Genomic DNA, 16407 nt, shown 5'->3' with positions numbered 1-16407 from the left:
ATGTACAAGGTGCTCGTAAGCGACGCGCTGTCCGAAGAAGGGTTAAAAGTATTAAAGGACGAAAAAGAACTTCAGGTGGATGTGAAGTTGAAGCTCCCGCCGGAGGAACTCAAGGCGATCATAAAGGATTATGACGCCCTCGTCGTCCGCAGCAGCACCAAGGTCAACAAGGATATCATAGAAGCCGCGACGAAACTTAAGGTCATCGGGCGCGCGGGCGTCGGATTGGATAATGTCGACGCGGATGCCGCCTCGAAACGCGGTATCATCGTCATGAATACGCCGGCCGGAAACACGATATCCACCTGCGAGCACACGTGGTCTTTGATGCTCTCGATGTCGCGCAACGTCCCGAACGCGAACGCCTCGTTAAAAGAAGGCAAATGGGACAGGAATAAATATATGGGCGTCGAGCTCTACGGCAAGACGCTCGGCATCATCGGCCTCGGCCGCATCGGCACCGAAGTCGCCAGGCGCGGTATGGCGTTCGGCATGAGGGTCATTGCTTACGACCCGTTCCTTACGGTCGCGAGGGCAAACGACCTCGGCGTCGAGCTGGTAGAAATAAAAGATATTATTACTGAATCGGATTACATCACCGTCCACACGCCTATAACCAGCGAGACGAAACACTTGATAGGCGAAAAGGAATTCGAGCAGATGAAAAAAGGCGTGCGCCTGATCAACTGCGCGCGCGGCGGCATCATCGACGAGAAGGCGCTCATCAAGGCCCTCGAGTCGGGCAAGGTCGCGGGCGCGGCCCTCGACGTATACGAGGAGGAACCGCCGAAAGATTTCACGATGTTCAAGAACGAAAAGCTCGTCGCGACGCCGCATTTGGGCGCGTCCACCGAGGAGGCGCAGGTAAACGTCGCCATCGAGGTCGCCAAGCAGGTCGCCGACGCGCTTCTGGGCCGCGGCTGCAGGAACGCCGTAAACGTCCCGTGCGTCGACCCGGAGATATACAAGGTCATACGGCCGTATATTACCCTTGCCGAAAAGATGGGGCTTGTGGTCGGGCAGTTGGCCGATGCAAGGATAGCGGAAGTGAAGGTCCAATATTCCGGAGATATCATCGAGCATGACCTCGCGTCGGTGACGATCGCCTTCCTGAAAGGGCTGCTGACGCCCGTACTCCAGGAGACGGTCAATTTCGTCAACGCATCGTTCATAGCCAAGGAGCGCGGGATAAAGATCGTTGAAACGAAGACCTCGCAGGCCGAGGAGTTCGCAAACCTCATAATCGTCGAGGCGCAGACCGACAAGGGCAAGGTTGTGGTTGCCGGCACGCTCTCCCCGAGGAAGAACCCGCGCATAGTCAAGATAAACGATTTCTACGTAGAGGCCTCGACTACCGGGTATCTTTTGATACTCTCGAACGAGGACAAGCCCGGGATCGTCGGCCAGATAGGGACCGTGCTCGGCCAACACAAGATCAATATCGCAGGCATGACGCTGGGGAGGACGAAGGTCGGCGGCCACGCGATGACGGTCCTCAACCTCGATGAGGAAGTCCCGGAACCGGTCATGAAAGAGATACGTTCGGCGAAACATGTGCTGGACGCCAAACTGATAAAATTCTAATATGGCAAAAAACACAGTCGTAGTAGGCGCGCAGTGGGGAGACGAGGGCAAGGGGAAGATAATAGATATCTTCTCCCGCGACGCCGATTATATCGTGCGGTACCAGGGCGGCAATAACGCCGGCCACACCGTGGTCATCGGCAACGAGGAGTTCATCCTGCATCTTGTCCCGTCCGGGATACTGCATAAAGGCAAGATCTGCGTCATCGGCAACGGCGTCGTCGTAGACCCGGAGGCGCTCATAAGCGAAATAGAAAGCTTGCGCTCCAAAGGGATAGAAGTCGATGATAACCTGAAGGTCAGCGACCAGGTCCACCTGATATTCCCTTATCACAAGGAGATCGACCGCCTAAGCGAGCGCCGCAAGAAGATCGGCACGACAGGCCGCGGTATCGGGCCGTGTTATGTCGACAAGGTCGGCAGGTGCGGCATCAGGCTCGCAGACCTTTTAGATGACGAGTTATTCAAAAAGAAATTAAGCGAGAATATCGCGGCAAAGAACGAGACCCTGCAGAAATTGTACGGCCATTCGGGGTTCTCGTTCTACGAGATCTATAACCAGTTCGTCGAATACAGGAAGAAGATAGCGAAGTACGCCTGCAATACCACCATAATCTTAAACGAGGCGGTCAAGAAGAAAAAAAGGCTCCTGCTCGAAGGCGCGCAGGGGACGCTCCTTGACGTCGACCACGGCACGTACCCGTATGTCACGAGTTCCAACGCGACAGCCGGCGGCGCGTGCACCGGCACAGGCCTCGGTCCGTCGAAGATCGACAAAGTAGTCGGCGTGGTAAAGGCGTATACTACGCGCGTCGGGGAAGGGCCTTTTCCCACCGAATTCGGCCCGGACCTGATGGAAGTCATAAGGCAGAAGGGCAAGGAGTTCGGCGCGACGACCGGCCGGCCCAGGAGATGCGGCTGGTTCGACAGCCTGATAGTCCGGCACTCGGCGCTGGTCAACAGCCTCGATGCCATCGTGGTCACGAAACTCGATGTCTTAGACGAGTTGGAGACAATAAAGATCGCGGTCGCGTACAAGTATAAAGGAAAGACATATAAAGATTTTCCGGCGAACATCGAGATGCTCTGGGATGTCGAGCCGGTCTATGAAGAGCTTCCGGGCTGGGGAGAGGATACCTCGGGCACCGGGAGCTTCTCGAAATTACCAACTAACGCCAAGAGGTACCTCAGGAAGCTCGAGAGCCTCATTGGCGTAAAGATAGAACTCGTCTCTGTTGGTAGCAGGCGTGAGCAGGTATTCAAGATGGGAGGAAAGAAGTAATAAAATGAAAAGGTCGTCTAAGTTATTCTTAGTTGTTGCCGCACTAGTATTATTGTCCAATATGGCGCTGGCGTTGGAAGCCGTTGCGCCCGCGGGCGAGGGGTTCAAGGCGTTCGCTTTCATGTACAGCCCGGCTTTTTCGGTGATGGAAAAATTCGCGCTATGGTCGATCCTTGGTGTCGCCATACTCGGTCTTTTATATGCCGGGTTTTTGATGGCGCAGGTGCTCCGCTATGACAAAGGGACGCCGAAGATGCAGGAGATCTCCGATGCCATCCGCATCGGCGCGAACGCGTACTTAAGCCGCCAGTTCAAGGCGATAGTATTTTTGATGTTCATCCTGACGGCCGCGCTGTATTTCACCGCGGGCGCCACGCACATACAGATAGGAAGGTCGTGCGCGTTTTTGATGGGCGCGTTCTTCTCGGCGATGGTCGGTTTCGTCGGCATGAACCTGGCTGTCCAGGGAAATGTCCGCGTAGCCGCGGCCGCGAGGACGAGCTTCGGCCAGGCGCTTAAGATCGCCTATCGCACGGGAACGATCACCGGTATGCTCACCGACGGCCTCGGGCTGTTGGGCGGCACGGTAATATTCATGATATACGGCGAGCAGGCGTATGAAGTCCTGCTCGGTTTCGGTTTCGGCGGCACGCTCCTGGCTTTGTTCATGAGGGTCGGCGGAGGTATCTACACGAAAGCCGCTGATGTCGGCGCGGACCTCGTCGGGAAGATCGAAAAGGGCATCCCGGAAGATGATCCAAGGAATGCCGCGACCATCGCCGATAACGTCGGCGATAACGTCGGCGACTGCGCAGGCATGGCGGCTGACATCTTCGAGTCTTATGAAGTCACGATCGTCTCGGCGATGATCCTCGGATGGGCGTCGTTCGGCCACAAGGGCGTCATATTCCCGCTCTTAGTCCGCGCGGTCGGAGTTTTAAGTTCCATCTTCGGCACCTACCTTGTCCGTACGAGCGATAAGGTCAGGAATGCGATGCACGCCATCAACGTCGGTTTCTGGTCGTCGGCCGCGGTCTCGATCGTCGGTTTCTGCGCCATCGGGTTCTATTATCTGAGGTTCCCTGAGAAGACGCAGCTTGCGAATTGGGCGAGCTTCGGCGTGGCCGGGCTTGATATGAGGCCAGTATACACGACAATGGTCGGTATCATCCTGGCCATCACCATAAACCGCGTGACGGAATATTTCACGAAACCCGAAGCCGCGCCTGTAAAGTCCATCGCGAGAGCGACGCAGACCGGCCACGCGACCACGATCATCACCGGCATCGCCGTCGGATACGAGTCGACGGTCTGGGCCATCCTGATAATCGCGGCGGCTATCGGCGCTTCGGTCCTGATCTACGCCGGCACGAACCCGACGTATATCGCTTACGGCGTCGCGATGTGCGGTATCGGCATGTTGACATTGACCGGCAACAACATCTCGATGGATGTCTTCGGTCCGGTCGCGGATAACGCGAACGGCATCGGCGAGATGGCGCATCTCGATAAGGCCGCGCGCCAGACCCTGGCCGACCTTGACGCGGTAGGCAATACCACAAAAGCTATCACCAAAGGCATCGCGATAGGTTCGGCAGTCGTAGCGGCCGTTTCGCTATTTAACGCTTATATCACCGACATCGCGAAAGCCACCGGACAAACATACGAGCAGATAGCGGCATCTCTCTCGATCTCAGAGCCGAACGTGTTCATCGGCCTGCTGATCGGCGGCGCAATACCGTTCTTGTTCAGCTCGATGACGATAAGGGCAGTAGGCCGCGCCGCATTTCTCATCGTCCATGAAGTAAGGAACCAGTTCAAGGACAAAGAGATATGGGAAGGCACGAAAACGCCGGATTACGGGCGCGTGGTCGGCATCTGCACCGCGGCCGCGCAGAGCGAACTTGTCGGCCCGGGACTCCTGGCGATACTCGCTCCTATACTTGTCGGCTTGTTGCTCCATAAAGAGGCGCTCGGCGGTTTCCTCGCCGGCATGATCCTCTCGGGCCAGCTGTTGGCGGTATTTATGTCTAACGCAGGCGGCGCCTGGGATAATGCCAAGAAAACGATAGAGGACGGCCTGTACGGCGGAAAAGGCTCCGAAGCCCATAAGGCCTCGGTTACCGGCGATACAGTAGGAGATCCTTTAAAGGATACGGCCGGTCCCGCGCTGAACCCGCTCATTAAAGTCATGAACATGGTCGCTTTATTGATCGTAGGCATCATGATAAAGAACGAGACCCTTACCCCCGGCATCATAGTTATAGGCATCGCCGGGATATCGGTCATACTTTGGGTCATTCTTAGGTCTAGGAGAGATTCGAAGGAGATGTCCCTGGGCGACACACAATAGAACAACGATAAACCACAAACTCATCGCGGAGGAGTCTCATGTTCAGCCTGATACCTAAAGAAGTGAAGTTCTTCGATATGTTCGTCAGAAGCGCCGAGAACCTGTTAAGGGGCGCGAAGCTCTTGAGAGAAATATCGAACGATTTCAGCACTTTGGCTGAGGACGCCGCGAAGCTCGAAAGGCTCGAGCACGACAGCGACCAGATCACGCATGAGATAATGGAAAAACTCAACACGACGTTTGTGACCCCCCTGGACAGGGAAGACATACACGAGCTCACGGCGGCCCTCGATGACGTCATGGACTTCATCGAGGCCGCTACCGAGCGTATGGTCCTCTATAAACTTAAGGCCCCTACGCCGGAGATAAAAGAGATGGCGGAAGTCATCTTGAAGCAGGCGGAAGAGATAAATTACGTGATGCCGAAACTCAAGCAATTGAAACACTCCCAGGTCATGGAGCATTGCATCGAGATAAACCGCCTAGAGAACGAGGGCGACAGGATACAGAGGGAAGCCGTAGCGAAATTATTCGACGAGAAGGCCGACGCGCTTGAAGTCATCAAGTGGAGGGATATCTACGAATATCTCGAGACGGCCACCGATAAATGCGAAGACATAGCTGTTATCATAGAGGGTATAGTCCTTAAGCATGCATGATGGGCTCCTGCTTATAATACCGGTGATCGCTTTCGCGCTGATCTTTGATTTTCTGAACGGTTTCCACGATTCCGCGAATTCGATAGCAACGGTCGTCTCAACGAGAGTGCTTTCCCCGCGTTTCGCGGTAATGTGGGCGGCGTTCTTTAATTTCATCGCGTTCCTCTTCTTCGGCCTGCACGTCGCCAACACGATCGGCAAGGGGATAATCGATATCGCGATCATAGACAAGACGATCATTTTCGGGACACTCGTGGGCGCCTGCGGCTGGAATATCATCACATGGTATTTCGGGCTCCCGACAAGTTCTTCGCACGCGCTTATCGGAGGATTGGTCGGCTCGGCATTGGTAAAAGCCGGCACCGGCGCGCTCGTATGGAAAGGTATTATTAAGACGGTGACTTTTATTTTTGTTTCGCCGATACTCGGGTTTTTCCTGGGGTTGGCCTTCGGCGTGGCGGTCTACTGGCTCTTTAGCAGGAGCTCACCGACAAGGGTAGACCATATTTTCAGGAAGGGGCAGCTTGTATCAGCGGCGCTTTATAGTTTGGGCCACGGCGGCAATGACGCGCAGAAGACGATGGGCATTATCGCCAGCCTCCTCTTTAGCGCGGGTTACCTGGGGCCAAAATTCCATATCCCTCTTTGGATAGTGCTGACGTGCCATGCGGCTATCGCTCTCGGCACGATGTTCGGCGGGTGGCGTATCGTCAAGACGATGGGCCAGAAGGTTTCGAAACTCAAGCCGGTCGACGGTTTTTGCGCCGAGTCAGGCGCCGCGGCGACGTTATTCATGTCTTCGGCGTTCGGCATCCCGGTGAGCACGACGCACACCATCACCGGCGCTATAATGGGTGTCGGTTCGCTCAAAAGGTTGAGCGCGGTCAAATGGGGCGTGGCGGGCCAGATAATTTGGGCATGGATACTGACCATTCCCTGCTCTGCGGCGATATCGGCGTTGACTTATTACGTTATACACCTGGTAAGAACCCGCTTTTAATTGACATAGATGCGCTTTTTTGATAAGATAAAAAAAGGAGTTGCTCCGGTGCGGAGGCCTTTCTATTCAGCGGTTTTAGCCCTCACTTTGATTTCTTTTTTCAATTCGGCAAATCCTGAAGATAAGGCAATGACTGCTGCGCCCTTGGCCGCGACATCGTCGACGTCGCCGGCCGCAGAGGCGCCTGTGCCGCCCCCTGCAACACCGGCGGCACCGCAGCCTGAGAAGCCGGCCGAGTTTCCGCAGGCGAGACCCGTAGAAGAAGAAGTAACGGTCATCTTCGACGATTTTCTTCCCGCCGGAGCGGTGACCCAGGGGACATGGGATTGGGATACTGCGGTAAAATACAGCGGTGAAAAGTCCCACACGCAGCCGGCGGCAAAAGGTTTGGCCGAGCATTCTTACAGGTCCGCCCCGGTCGACGTCCCTGACGGCTATGTACTGGAACAATATGTGTATCTCGATCCCAAGGATCCCCCGTCCGGGATAATGTTGACGTTCAGGTTCGAGGCGGAGGACAGGGAAGGCGAGATCGGCCTCTACCGCGAGGGAGAGGAAGAGGTATTCGTATTCAACGAGGACGAGCCGGTGATATATGACGGTACTTTACCGGAGCCGGGCAAGTGGGAAAAATGGACGATCGACCCGGAAGACCTCGATCTCAACGGCGCCAGGATAACAGGTATTTCATTCGCGGTCTACGGCGGAAAGGCGAACTGGGACCTTACGTGTTTTGTTCCGTCGAAAAATATAAAACAAAGTCTGGTACCCGCAAAGGGGCCTAACAACTAAAGGAGATAGGGCATGTCAAGAAGAGCTGTGGTAGCCTTGGTGGCCGTGATATCGATATTTCTGTTGTCCAGCGTCGTACTGGCGATGGGCAGGAAAGTAAAACCCGCAGAACAGCAGCCCGCGTCGCTCGGCACCTCGCAGCCGGAGATAGAACTCGTAAAACCCGAACAGCTCGAGCCCAATCCCCCTATAACCGAAGAGATGAAAGAGAACAAGCCCCAGGAAGCCGGCATCAAATTGGCTCCCGATGAAGCTACAAAGAACAGGCAGATACAGGCCGCCCTTAAAAACGCAGGGTACGATCCCGGCGCGATTGACGGGAAATTAGGCGCCAAATCCAAGAAAGCTATAAAGGAATTCCAGGCCGCGAACGGCCTTAAGGCAGACGGCAAAGTCGGCGCGAAGACATGGGCGAAACTAAGCACATATATTTTACCGGCCGGAACCACGGAGAACGAGGCGGCCCCGGTTACCAATTTCGATAAGGCTACACCGAAAAAAGGAGGCAAGTGATGTTTAAGATATCCAGATTAGGCGTCGTCGCGTTATTATTGGCCGCGGTCTTTGCGGCCTCCGGTTGCGCGGTAGGTTTCTACAAGCGCAGCCCCAACGATATGCGGAAGATAGAGGACCTCAAGGCTGAGGTCGAGCGCCTCAAATTATTGAGGGACCAGGAGAACAGGGAACTTGAGTCGGCCAGGGCCGAGCTCGAGAGGAGATTGAAGGGCGAACAAGGCGTCAGCGTGGAGATGAGCGAACGCGGCCTCGTCGTGACGTTCCTCGCCGAAGTGCTCTTCGATTCCGGCAAGGCGAAGGTAAAGACGCCTGCGCATGAAGTGCTGGATAAGGTCGCGAAGGTGATAACCGATAAGGCCCCGGACAGGAACATCGCGGTAGAGGGCCACACCGATAACGAGCCGATAAAGAAATCCGGCTGGAAATCGAACTGGGAACTCTCTACGGCGCGGGCGACGTCAGTCCTCCATTATCTGGAGGAGAAGGGCATCGCGCCCAAGAAATTGCAGGCTACCGGTTACGGCGAATACCGCCCCGTGGCCTCCAACGATACAATCGAAGGCAGGCAGAAGAACAGAAGGGTAGAGATAATAATACTGCCCAGGATGTCGAAAGCGGAATCCGAATTCCTAAAGGAACACGAGAAGGAGTCGGAATACACTAAATAGGACGGCTTTAGATAGCGGAAGCGAAAAAACGTCGTCCTCATCATCCGGGGACGACGTTTGATTATTGGAAGGGAGGCGGATTTTCATGAAGAAAAGGGCAAAGGCCAAAACCAGGGCCGTCAAAAAGATAGTGAAAAAGACGAAAAAAACGGTGAAGGCCGCGAGAAAGAAAGCCAGACCCGTCTTAAAAAAGGCCAGAAAAGCGCGCGCCGTCAGGAAAATAACTGCGGGCGTGGCCCAAAGGGTCGAATTGGGCCGCGACAGGGCCGAGGAATCAAAATATTATCCGCGCCCAACGCCGTATCTGCCTCCGCGGCAATGGGAGCATGAGGAGCTGCCGTCAAAATACGGCGATACGCGCATCGTCGTGATGACGAGGGACCCCCATTGGATATTCGCTTATTGGGAGGTCGGCGACGAAAGGCGCATGCAGATAGAGCGCGAGGCAAGCGCATCTTGGGACAACCTAAGGAAGGTCCTGCGCGTCTATGATGTCACCGGCAAGGATTTTAACGGCTTGAACGCCAACAGGTTTTTTGATATAGACATCAATTCGGCCGCGGTCAACTGGTACATCAACGTCGGCGAGGCGGACAGGTCCTGGTGCGTGGACCTGGGCGTCATTACATCGAGCGGGAAGTTCATACTCATAGCCCGCTCGAATATCGTCTCCACGCCGCGCGACAACGCCTCGGACGTCATCGACGAAGAGTGGATGTCGATCGAGGAGCAGTTCCTGAAGCTCTACGGCCTCTGGGGCGGGTTCGCCGGCGCGTCGCCGGGCAAGGCCCAGATAAAAAAGATAATGAAGGAACGACTCCAGCAGGCGCTCGCCTCCGGCGGCATCAGCTCGTTCGTCCGCCCGGAGAAATTCCGCGGCTTCTGGATGGTCGTCAACACAGAGCTGATAGTATACGGCGCGACCGAGCCGGACGCGACGGTCACAGTCCAGGGCAGGCCCATAAAGCTCAACCGGGACGGGTCGTTTTCCCTGCGTTTCGCGCTTCCCGACGGGGAGCAGGTGATACCGGTAAAGGGTGTCTCGCACGACAAGGCGGAAGAGCGCACGATAACGCCCATAGTCAAGAAATACACAAAATAAATGGAAAAAGGCTATCTCTGTATAGTCCTGCACAGCCATCTTCCTTATGTACGGCATCCGGAGTACGAGGACTTCCTCGAGGAGGACTGGCTTTACGAGGCGATAACCGAGACCTACATCCCGCTAATCAGCGTCTATAACGGGTTGGTCAAAGACGGCGTGGATTTCCGCATAACGATGTCTATCACGCCGACGCTCTGTTCGATGCTCGCCGACCCGCTCCTGCAGGACAGGTACGTGAGGCACCTCGAATCCCTCATCGAACTCTCCGCCAAAGAAGTAGAACGCACGAGATGGGAACCCGCCTTCAACCGGCTCGCCCTGATGTACCAGGCAAAATTCATCGAGACGCGGCAGATATTCGTCGACAAATACCACAAGAACATCCTCGCCGCTTTCAAGGAATTCCAGGATATGGGCAAGCTCGAGATCATAACCTGCAACGCCACGCACGGCTTCCTGCCGCTTATGGAAGTGAACCCGAAATCGGTCCAGGCGCAGGTCCAGGTCGGCGCGAATAATTACGAAAGGTTTTTCGGCAGGCGCCCGCGCGGCACGTGGCTCGCCGAATGCGGATATTACCCCGGCGTCGACCGGCACGTGAAAGAAGCCGGAATAAGGTATTTCTTCGTAGATACGCACGCGATACTCCACGCCAGCCCGCGCCCGAAATACGGCGTCTACGCGCCGATATTCTGCAAGTCAGGCGTCGCCGCCTTCGGCAGGGATTTCGAGTCGTCAAAACAGGTCTGGAGCTCCATCGAGGGCTATCCCGGCGATTTTAATTACCGCGATTTCTACCGCGATATCGGTTTCGACCTCGACTTCGACTACATAAAGCCCTACATCCACGAGGCCGGCATACGCATAAACACGGGCATAAAATATTACAGGATAACAGGCAAGACCGACCAGAAGGAACCGTATAATCCCGACTGGGCCCGCGACTCGGCAGGCGCGCACGCCGGGAATTTCATGCACAACAGGGAGAAGCAGGCGGAGTACCTCTTCGACGTGATGGGGAAGAAGCCGATCATCGTGGCCCCTTACGACGCCGAACTCTACGGCCACTGGTGGTACGAGGGGCCGATGTTCCTCGATTTCCTTTTCAGGAAACTGCATTACGACCAGAAGACCGTCAAGCCCATAACGCCTTCGGAATACCTCGAGCAGAACCCCCGCAACCAGGTCTCGACCCCGTCGTTGTCGAGCTGGGGCTATAAGGGATACGCCGAGCACTGGCTCGACGGCTCCAACGATTGGATATACAGGCACCTGCATAAGGCCTCGGACCGCATGACGGAATTGGCCGATACTTATAAGGACGCGACAGGCCTGCAGCGCCGCGCCCTCAACCAGGCGCTGCGCGAACTACTGCTCGCGCAGTCGAGCGACTGGGCGTTCATAATGAAGACCGGCACGGTCGTCCAGTACGCCGTCAAGAGGACCAAAGACCATATATTGAGATTTACCCGGCTCTATGATGATATAAAGGCGGACCGCATCAACGAAGGATGGCTCGCCGATATCGAATGGAAGGATAATATCTTTCCGGAGATAGACTATAGAGTCCATACCTAAAGATGCCCGATAAAGACGTTCTTCCTTTGCATATCGCCGTCATAATGGACGGGAACGGCAGGTGGGCCAAAAAGCGCGGGCTGCCGCGAGTAATGGGCCACCGCGCCGGGATGAAGGCCGTCAGGGAAGTCATTAAGTCGTGCCGCGAACTGGGCATAAAACACCTTACGCTCTACGCGTTCTCCTCGGAGAACTGGAAACGCCCTAAAGCGGAAGTCGACGCGCTCATGCGCTTCCTTAACGAATATATAGACAAGGAATTACAGTCTTTTTTAAAGAACGGCATAAGGCTTAATTTTATCGGCAGGATGGGCGCCCTGCCGGATTTCGTGCGGCCTAAATTAAAAAAGGCGATGGAAGCGACCGCCGATTGCGGAAAAATGACGCTCAACGTCGCGCTCAATTACAGCGGCAGGGGTGAGATCGTGGACGCGGCTAAGAGGTTCGCCTCGCAGGTAAAGGCCGGCAAGCTCGGCGTCGACGATCTCGACGAGGATTCATTCGGCGGGTTCCTGTATACCGCCGGCCAGCCCGACCCGGACCTGCTGATCCGCACCTCGGGCGAAATGCGGATATCAAATTTCCTTTTGTGGCAGATATCTTACGCGGAATTATACGTGACGCCGAAACTCTGGCCGGATTTCAGGAAGGACGACCTCATGGACGCCATAAAGGAATACAGGAAACGCGAAAGAAGGTTCGGGGCATGACGGGACAGGCGGATGACAACCGCAATAGCCATAACAACCTTATACCGCGGCTGATAAGCTCGGTCCTCATAATTTTATTCGTGTTCTTTACCGTCCTCGTCTGGCCGGACTGGTTCTTCTGCCTGGTCCTTACCGTCATGATAGCGGCGGCGCTCAACGAGTTCTATTCGCTCGTCGAGAAGAAGGGGATACCGATATTCAAGATAAGCGGGATCTCGATAGCCATCCTCGTCCCGACGTCGATATACTTCACCTTCGAGCCCACGAAAGGGTGGGAACTGCTTTTCATCATCGCCGTACTCCTCATCATATTCATCCTGCAGTTCACCCGCAGGGAGAGCGACCAGGCGATAGTCGGCGTCTCGACGATGATATTCGGCATTCTTTATATCAGCTGGACGTTCAGTTTCCTCTTGAAGTTGAAACTCATAGAGCCTGACGGCCTGCCGGCCGGGAGCCTGCTGGTGGCGTTCCTGCTCCTGGTCACGAAGATCGGCGATATAGGCGCTTATTTTGTCGGGACGTATTTCGGCAAGCACAGCCTCATAGCGAGGATAAGCCCGAAGAAATCCGTCGAGGGGGCGATAGGCGGATTCGTATGCAGCGTGGCCGCCGCCCTGATAAGCAAGTCGTTCCTGCCGTCTATCCCGCTGCATCACCTGTTCATCCTGGGCTGTATTTTAGGGGTGTTGGCGCAGGTAGGCGACCTGACCGAGTCATTGATAAAACGCGACAGCCAGGTCAAGGATTCGGCGGTGCTTATCCCGGGGATGGGCGGGATGCTGGACCTCATAGACAGCATTTTGTTCACGGCGCCGACCTTATATTTTTACGCCCTTAAATTCCTCAAATGAAAAAGATAAACATACTGGGTTCAACGGGCTCTATCGGCGCTAACGCGCTGGATGTCATCGCGAGGCACCCGCGTGAGTTCTCGGTGGCCGGGCTCGCGGCTCATTCCAACGCCGACCTCCTCGTCCGCCAGGCAAAGAAATTCCGCCCCAAAGCCGTCGCGATATGCAACGAAGCGAAGGTAAACGGCGTCCGGAAGGCCCTATCAGGCACCGGGATAAGGGTATTAGGCGGCTACGAAGGCATAAACGAGCTAGCCGGGCATAAGGACGCGGATATCACGCTCGTCTCGATAGTCGGCGCGGCAGGGCTCTTGCCGACATTATACGCGATAGATTCGGTCAGGACAGTCGCGCTCGCGAACAAAGAGCCGCTCGTCATGGCCGGCGGGATAATAACCGCGCGCGCGAAGAAGCGCGGCACGAAGATAATACCTGTCGATTCCGAGCACAGCGCGATATTCCAGTGCTTAAACGGCCACAACAGGGAAGACTTAAAGAAGATATACCTTACAGGCTCGGGCGGGCCGTTAAAGAATTTAGACGCGAAAAAATTTGAAGCCCTTTCTCCCGATGAGGTAGTAAACCATCCACGCTGGAAGATGGGCAAGAAGATATCGGTGGATTCGGCGACGCTGATGAACAAGGGCCTCGAGATAATCGAGGCGAAATGGCTCTTCGGCGTCGATGTCGGCAAGATAGACGTCCTGATACACCCCGAGGCGATAATACATTCGATGGTCGAGTTCGTCGACGGGTCGATAATGGCGCAGTTGTCGCAGGCGGATATGCGCCTGCCTATAATGTACGCGTTCTCGTATCCGCGCAGGGTAAAGTCGACGCTCCCGGCGCTCGATTTCGTGAAGCTCGGCAAGTTCACGTTCTCGCCGCCGGACTTCAAAAAGTTCCCGTGCCTTAAAATGGCATACGAGGCGGCGAAGAACGGCGGTTCGCAGCCCGCGGTGTTAAATGCCGCGAACGAGGAAGCCGTGTTGGCGTTCCTCGGCAAGAAGATAAAATTCACACAGATACCGAAGATCATCGGGGGAGTTTTAGCCAAGCACAGGTCAAAGGCTAATCCTTCGCTCGATGAGATACTTCAAATAGACGCCTGGGCAAGACAACAGGCGAGGAGCTTGATCTGATGCTATCCTGGATCCTTGTAGTACTCGCGTTTTCCGTGATGATAATCATACATGAGTTGGGGCATTTCCTGGTCGCCCGCAGGGTCGGGATAAAAGTCGAGACATTCTCGATCGGGTTCGGCCCGCCGATCTTTTCCGTCAAAAAGGGCGGGGTCGAATACAGGCTCGGCGTTTTGCCGCTCGGCGGATACGTTAAGCTGCTCGGGGAAGACCCTTCGGAAAAACTTACCGGGGATAAAGGAGAATTGGCATCGCATTCTGTAGGCAACAGGTTTAAGGTATTTGCCGCGGGCTCTGCCCTCAATTACCTTCTCGGCTACGTGCTCCTTTCGGCGGTGTTCATGATCGGTTATCCGGTAATAACGACAAAAGTAGGCGCGTTGGTCGAGGATTACCCGGCCAAGAAGGCGGGAATGCAGGTCGGCGACAGGGTCCTGGCCATCGACGGCAAAGCCGTCGGCGACTGGGAGGAGCTTACCGGTATTATGCATAAGAAGACCGAAGGCGACGTCAAGCTGGCCATCGACCGGGCCGGGAAGAAATTAGACCTTCTCATCAGGCCCATGATCCGCGAAACAAAGGATGTCTTCGGCAACAAGGTCCGCATCGCCCAGGTCGGCATAATGAACTCCGACGAGCGCAGCGTCCAGAAATACGGCTTCTTCGGATCGTTCGCGGCGGGCGGAAAGAAGCTGATCGATTTCACCTATATGACCTATAAGGGCCTCTGGAGCCTGATAACCGGCAAACTCCCGTTCAAGGAGAATGTCATGGGGCCGGTAGGCATCTTCGGGACGATGAACGCGGCCGCGAAGATCGGCATAGTTCCGTTCCTTCTGCTGACCGCCCTCATCAGCGCCTTGCTCGGGATGTTCAATGTGCTTCCGGTCCCGCCGCTCGACGGGGGGCTGATATTATTCCTCGGCATAGAAAAAATAATGGGCAGGCCTCTCAGCAGGAAGGTGCAGGAGATCGCCATGCAGGCGGGCTGGATGTTCTTTATCGCTTTGATGCTCTTCGCGACATACGGCGACATATTCAGGATGATAGGGAAATGAAAATAATAAGGCGCAAGACAAGGACTATAAACTTAGGCGGGGTGAAGATAGGCGGGACGAGCCCTGTAACAGTTCAATCGATGATAAAATCCCGCCTCAGCGGGGCCAAGACCGATACCATGGATGTTGCCGCTACGGTCGCGCAGATAAAAGAGCTTGAGCTCGCCGGTTGCGATATCGTGCGCACCGCGGTAAAAGATGCCTCATGCTGTGACGCCCTCGCCAAAATAATGAAAAAGATAAACATCCCGCTCGAGGCCGACATACATTTCGATTACTGGCTGGCGATAAAGGCGATAGAGGCTGGCGTTGACGGCGTCCGGCTCAACCCGGGCAACGTCTACAAGAAAGACGAAGTCGCCGCGGTGATAAAACTGGCGAAGAAGCGCCATATACCGGTTCGTGTCGGTGTAAATTCGGGCTCTGTCCCGCTTCCGAATGGCAGGAAGGTAAGCAAAGAAGAATTTTCTCGACTGATGGCCAAGACCGCCTCGGACTATTTGAAACTCATCGAGTCGTTCAATTTTCGCGACCTGATGGTCTCTTTGAAATGCTCAGACGTGCCGCAGACGATAGACGCTTACCGTCTCATGGCAAAGAAATGCGATTATCCGTTCCATCTGGGCGTAACAGCCGCCGGCCCTGAACTCTCGGGCACGGTCAAGTCCACACTGGGTATCGGCATCCTGCTCGCAGAGGGGATAGGCGACACGATCCGCGTCTCGCTCACAGGCGACCCTGTCCAGGAAATCATCGTCGGGAAAAATATAATTCAGGGGCTCGGACTTCGCAGGTTCGGCCCTGAGGTCCTGTCATGCCCGACTTGCGGCAGGACAGAAGTTGACATAATAGGTATAGCAAATAAAGTCGAGCAGGCGCTCGGAAAGATAAAAGATAAAAAAGGCAAGCTCTCGAGCTTGCGCGTGGCTGTCATGGGTTGTGTAGTCAACGGCCCGGGCGAGGCGAAAGAGGCAGACCTCGGCATCGCCGCCGGCAAGGGCAGCGGATTTCTCTTTATTAAAGGCAAGCCCGCGCGTAAAATAAAAGAGAGCGAGTTCGTCAGCGCGATAGTAACCGAGATAAATAAAATACTGAGGGGTTGACAA

15 protein-coding genes are annotated in these 16407 nt (G+C 55.2%); all 15 read left to right on the top strand.

Annotated elements, in window-relative coordinates; genetic code table 11:
* Entirely contained in the window at positions 1–1584 is a 1584-nt protein-coding gene (gene serA / locus WC317_04200) for a phosphoglycerate dehydrogenase (protein MFA5339337.1), read from the top strand.
* 1 nt (position 1585) lies between these two features.
* Entirely contained in the window at positions 1586–2866 is a 1281-nt protein-coding gene (locus WC317_04195) for an adenylosuccinate synthase (protein ID MFA5339336.1), read from the top strand.
* Between the two features lie 121 nt (positions 2867–2987).
* Entirely contained in the window at positions 2988–5219 is a 2232-nt protein-coding gene (locus WC317_04190) for a sodium-translocating pyrophosphatase (GenBank protein ID MFA5339335.1), read from the top strand.
* A gap of 38 nt (positions 5220–5257) precedes the next feature.
* On the top strand, positions 5258–5878 hold the full coding sequence (locus WC317_04185; protein ID MFA5339334.1) for a DUF47 family protein: 621 nt from the start codon (positions 5258–5260) through the stop codon (positions 5876–5878).
* A complete protein-coding gene (locus tag WC317_04180) occupies positions 5871–6878 on the top strand; it encodes an inorganic phosphate transporter (protein MFA5339333.1) in 1008 nt (335 codons plus the stop codon). Before WC317_04185 ends, WC317_04180 begins: the two co-directional genes overlap by 8 nt.
* Before the next feature lie 129 nt (positions 6879–7007).
* Positions 7008–7670, top strand: coding sequence for a hypothetical protein (locus tag WC317_04175; protein MFA5339332.1), 663 nt, complete (start codon positions 7008–7010; stop codon positions 7668–7670).
* A 12-nt stretch (positions 7671–7682) separates the two neighbouring features.
* The gene (locus WC317_04170) at positions 7683–8183 is read left to right on the top strand and encodes a peptidoglycan-binding domain-containing protein (GenBank protein ID MFA5339331.1); all 501 of its coding nucleotides are present in this window, start codon (positions 7683–7685) and stop codon (positions 8181–8183) included.
* Positions 8183–8854 carry an OmpA family protein gene (locus WC317_04165; protein MFA5339330.1) on the top strand — a complete coding sequence of 224 codons (672 nt, stop codon included), beginning with the start codon at positions 8183–8185 and terminating at the stop codon, positions 8852–8854. The genes WC317_04170 and WC317_04165 overlap by 1 nt, the downstream gene beginning before the upstream one ends.
* 85 nt (positions 8855–8939) lie before the next feature.
* Complete coding sequence (locus tag WC317_04160) at positions 8940–9956, top strand: DUF4912 domain-containing protein (GenBank protein MFA5339329.1); 1017 nt, start codon at positions 8940–8942, stop codon at positions 9954–9956.
* Positions 9957–11537, top strand: a complete 1581-nt coding sequence (locus WC317_04155; protein MFA5339328.1) for a 1,4-alpha-glucan branching protein domain-containing protein — start codon at positions 9957–9959, stop codon at positions 11535–11537. It abuts the gene before it with no gap.
* 2 nt (positions 11538–11539) lie between these two features.
* Positions 11540–12247 carry an isoprenyl transferase gene (locus WC317_04150; protein MFA5339327.1) on the top strand — a complete coding sequence of 236 codons (708 nt, stop codon included), beginning with the start codon at positions 11540–11542 and terminating at the stop codon, positions 12245–12247.
* Positions 12244–13101 carry a phosphatidate cytidylyltransferase gene (locus tag WC317_04145; GenBank protein MFA5339326.1) on the top strand — a complete coding sequence of 286 codons (858 nt, stop codon included), beginning with the start codon at positions 12244–12246 and terminating at the stop codon, positions 13099–13101. Before WC317_04150 ends, WC317_04145 begins: the two co-directional genes overlap by 4 nt.
* On the top strand, positions 13098–14243 hold the full coding sequence (locus tag WC317_04140) for a 1-deoxy-D-xylulose-5-phosphate reductoisomerase (protein MFA5339325.1): 1146 nt from the start codon (positions 13098–13100) through the stop codon (positions 14241–14243). Before WC317_04145 ends, WC317_04140 begins: the two co-directional genes overlap by 4 nt.
* Positions 14243–15301 carry an RIP metalloprotease RseP gene (gene rseP, locus WC317_04135; protein ID MFA5339324.1) on the top strand — a complete coding sequence of 353 codons (1059 nt, stop codon included), beginning with the start codon at positions 14243–14245 and terminating at the stop codon, positions 15299–15301. Before WC317_04140 ends, rseP begins: the two co-directional genes overlap by 1 nt.
* Positions 15298–16404, top strand: a complete 1107-nt coding sequence (ispG, locus tag WC317_04130) for a flavodoxin-dependent (E)-4-hydroxy-3-methylbut-2-enyl-diphosphate synthase (protein ID MFA5339323.1) — start codon at positions 15298–15300, stop codon at positions 16402–16404. Before rseP ends, ispG begins: the two co-directional genes overlap by 4 nt.
* The last annotated feature ends 3 nt before the right edge of the window (positions 16405–16407 follow it).

Source organism: Candidatus Omnitrophota bacterium, assembly GCA_041653595.1.
Lineage (GTDB): Bacteria > Omnitrophota > Gorgyraeia > Pluralincolimonadales > Pluralincolimonadaceae > Pluralincolimonas.
The sequence above is the reverse complement of the archived record's forward strand: the minus strand, read 5'-3'. Positions and strand labels throughout refer to the sequence as shown.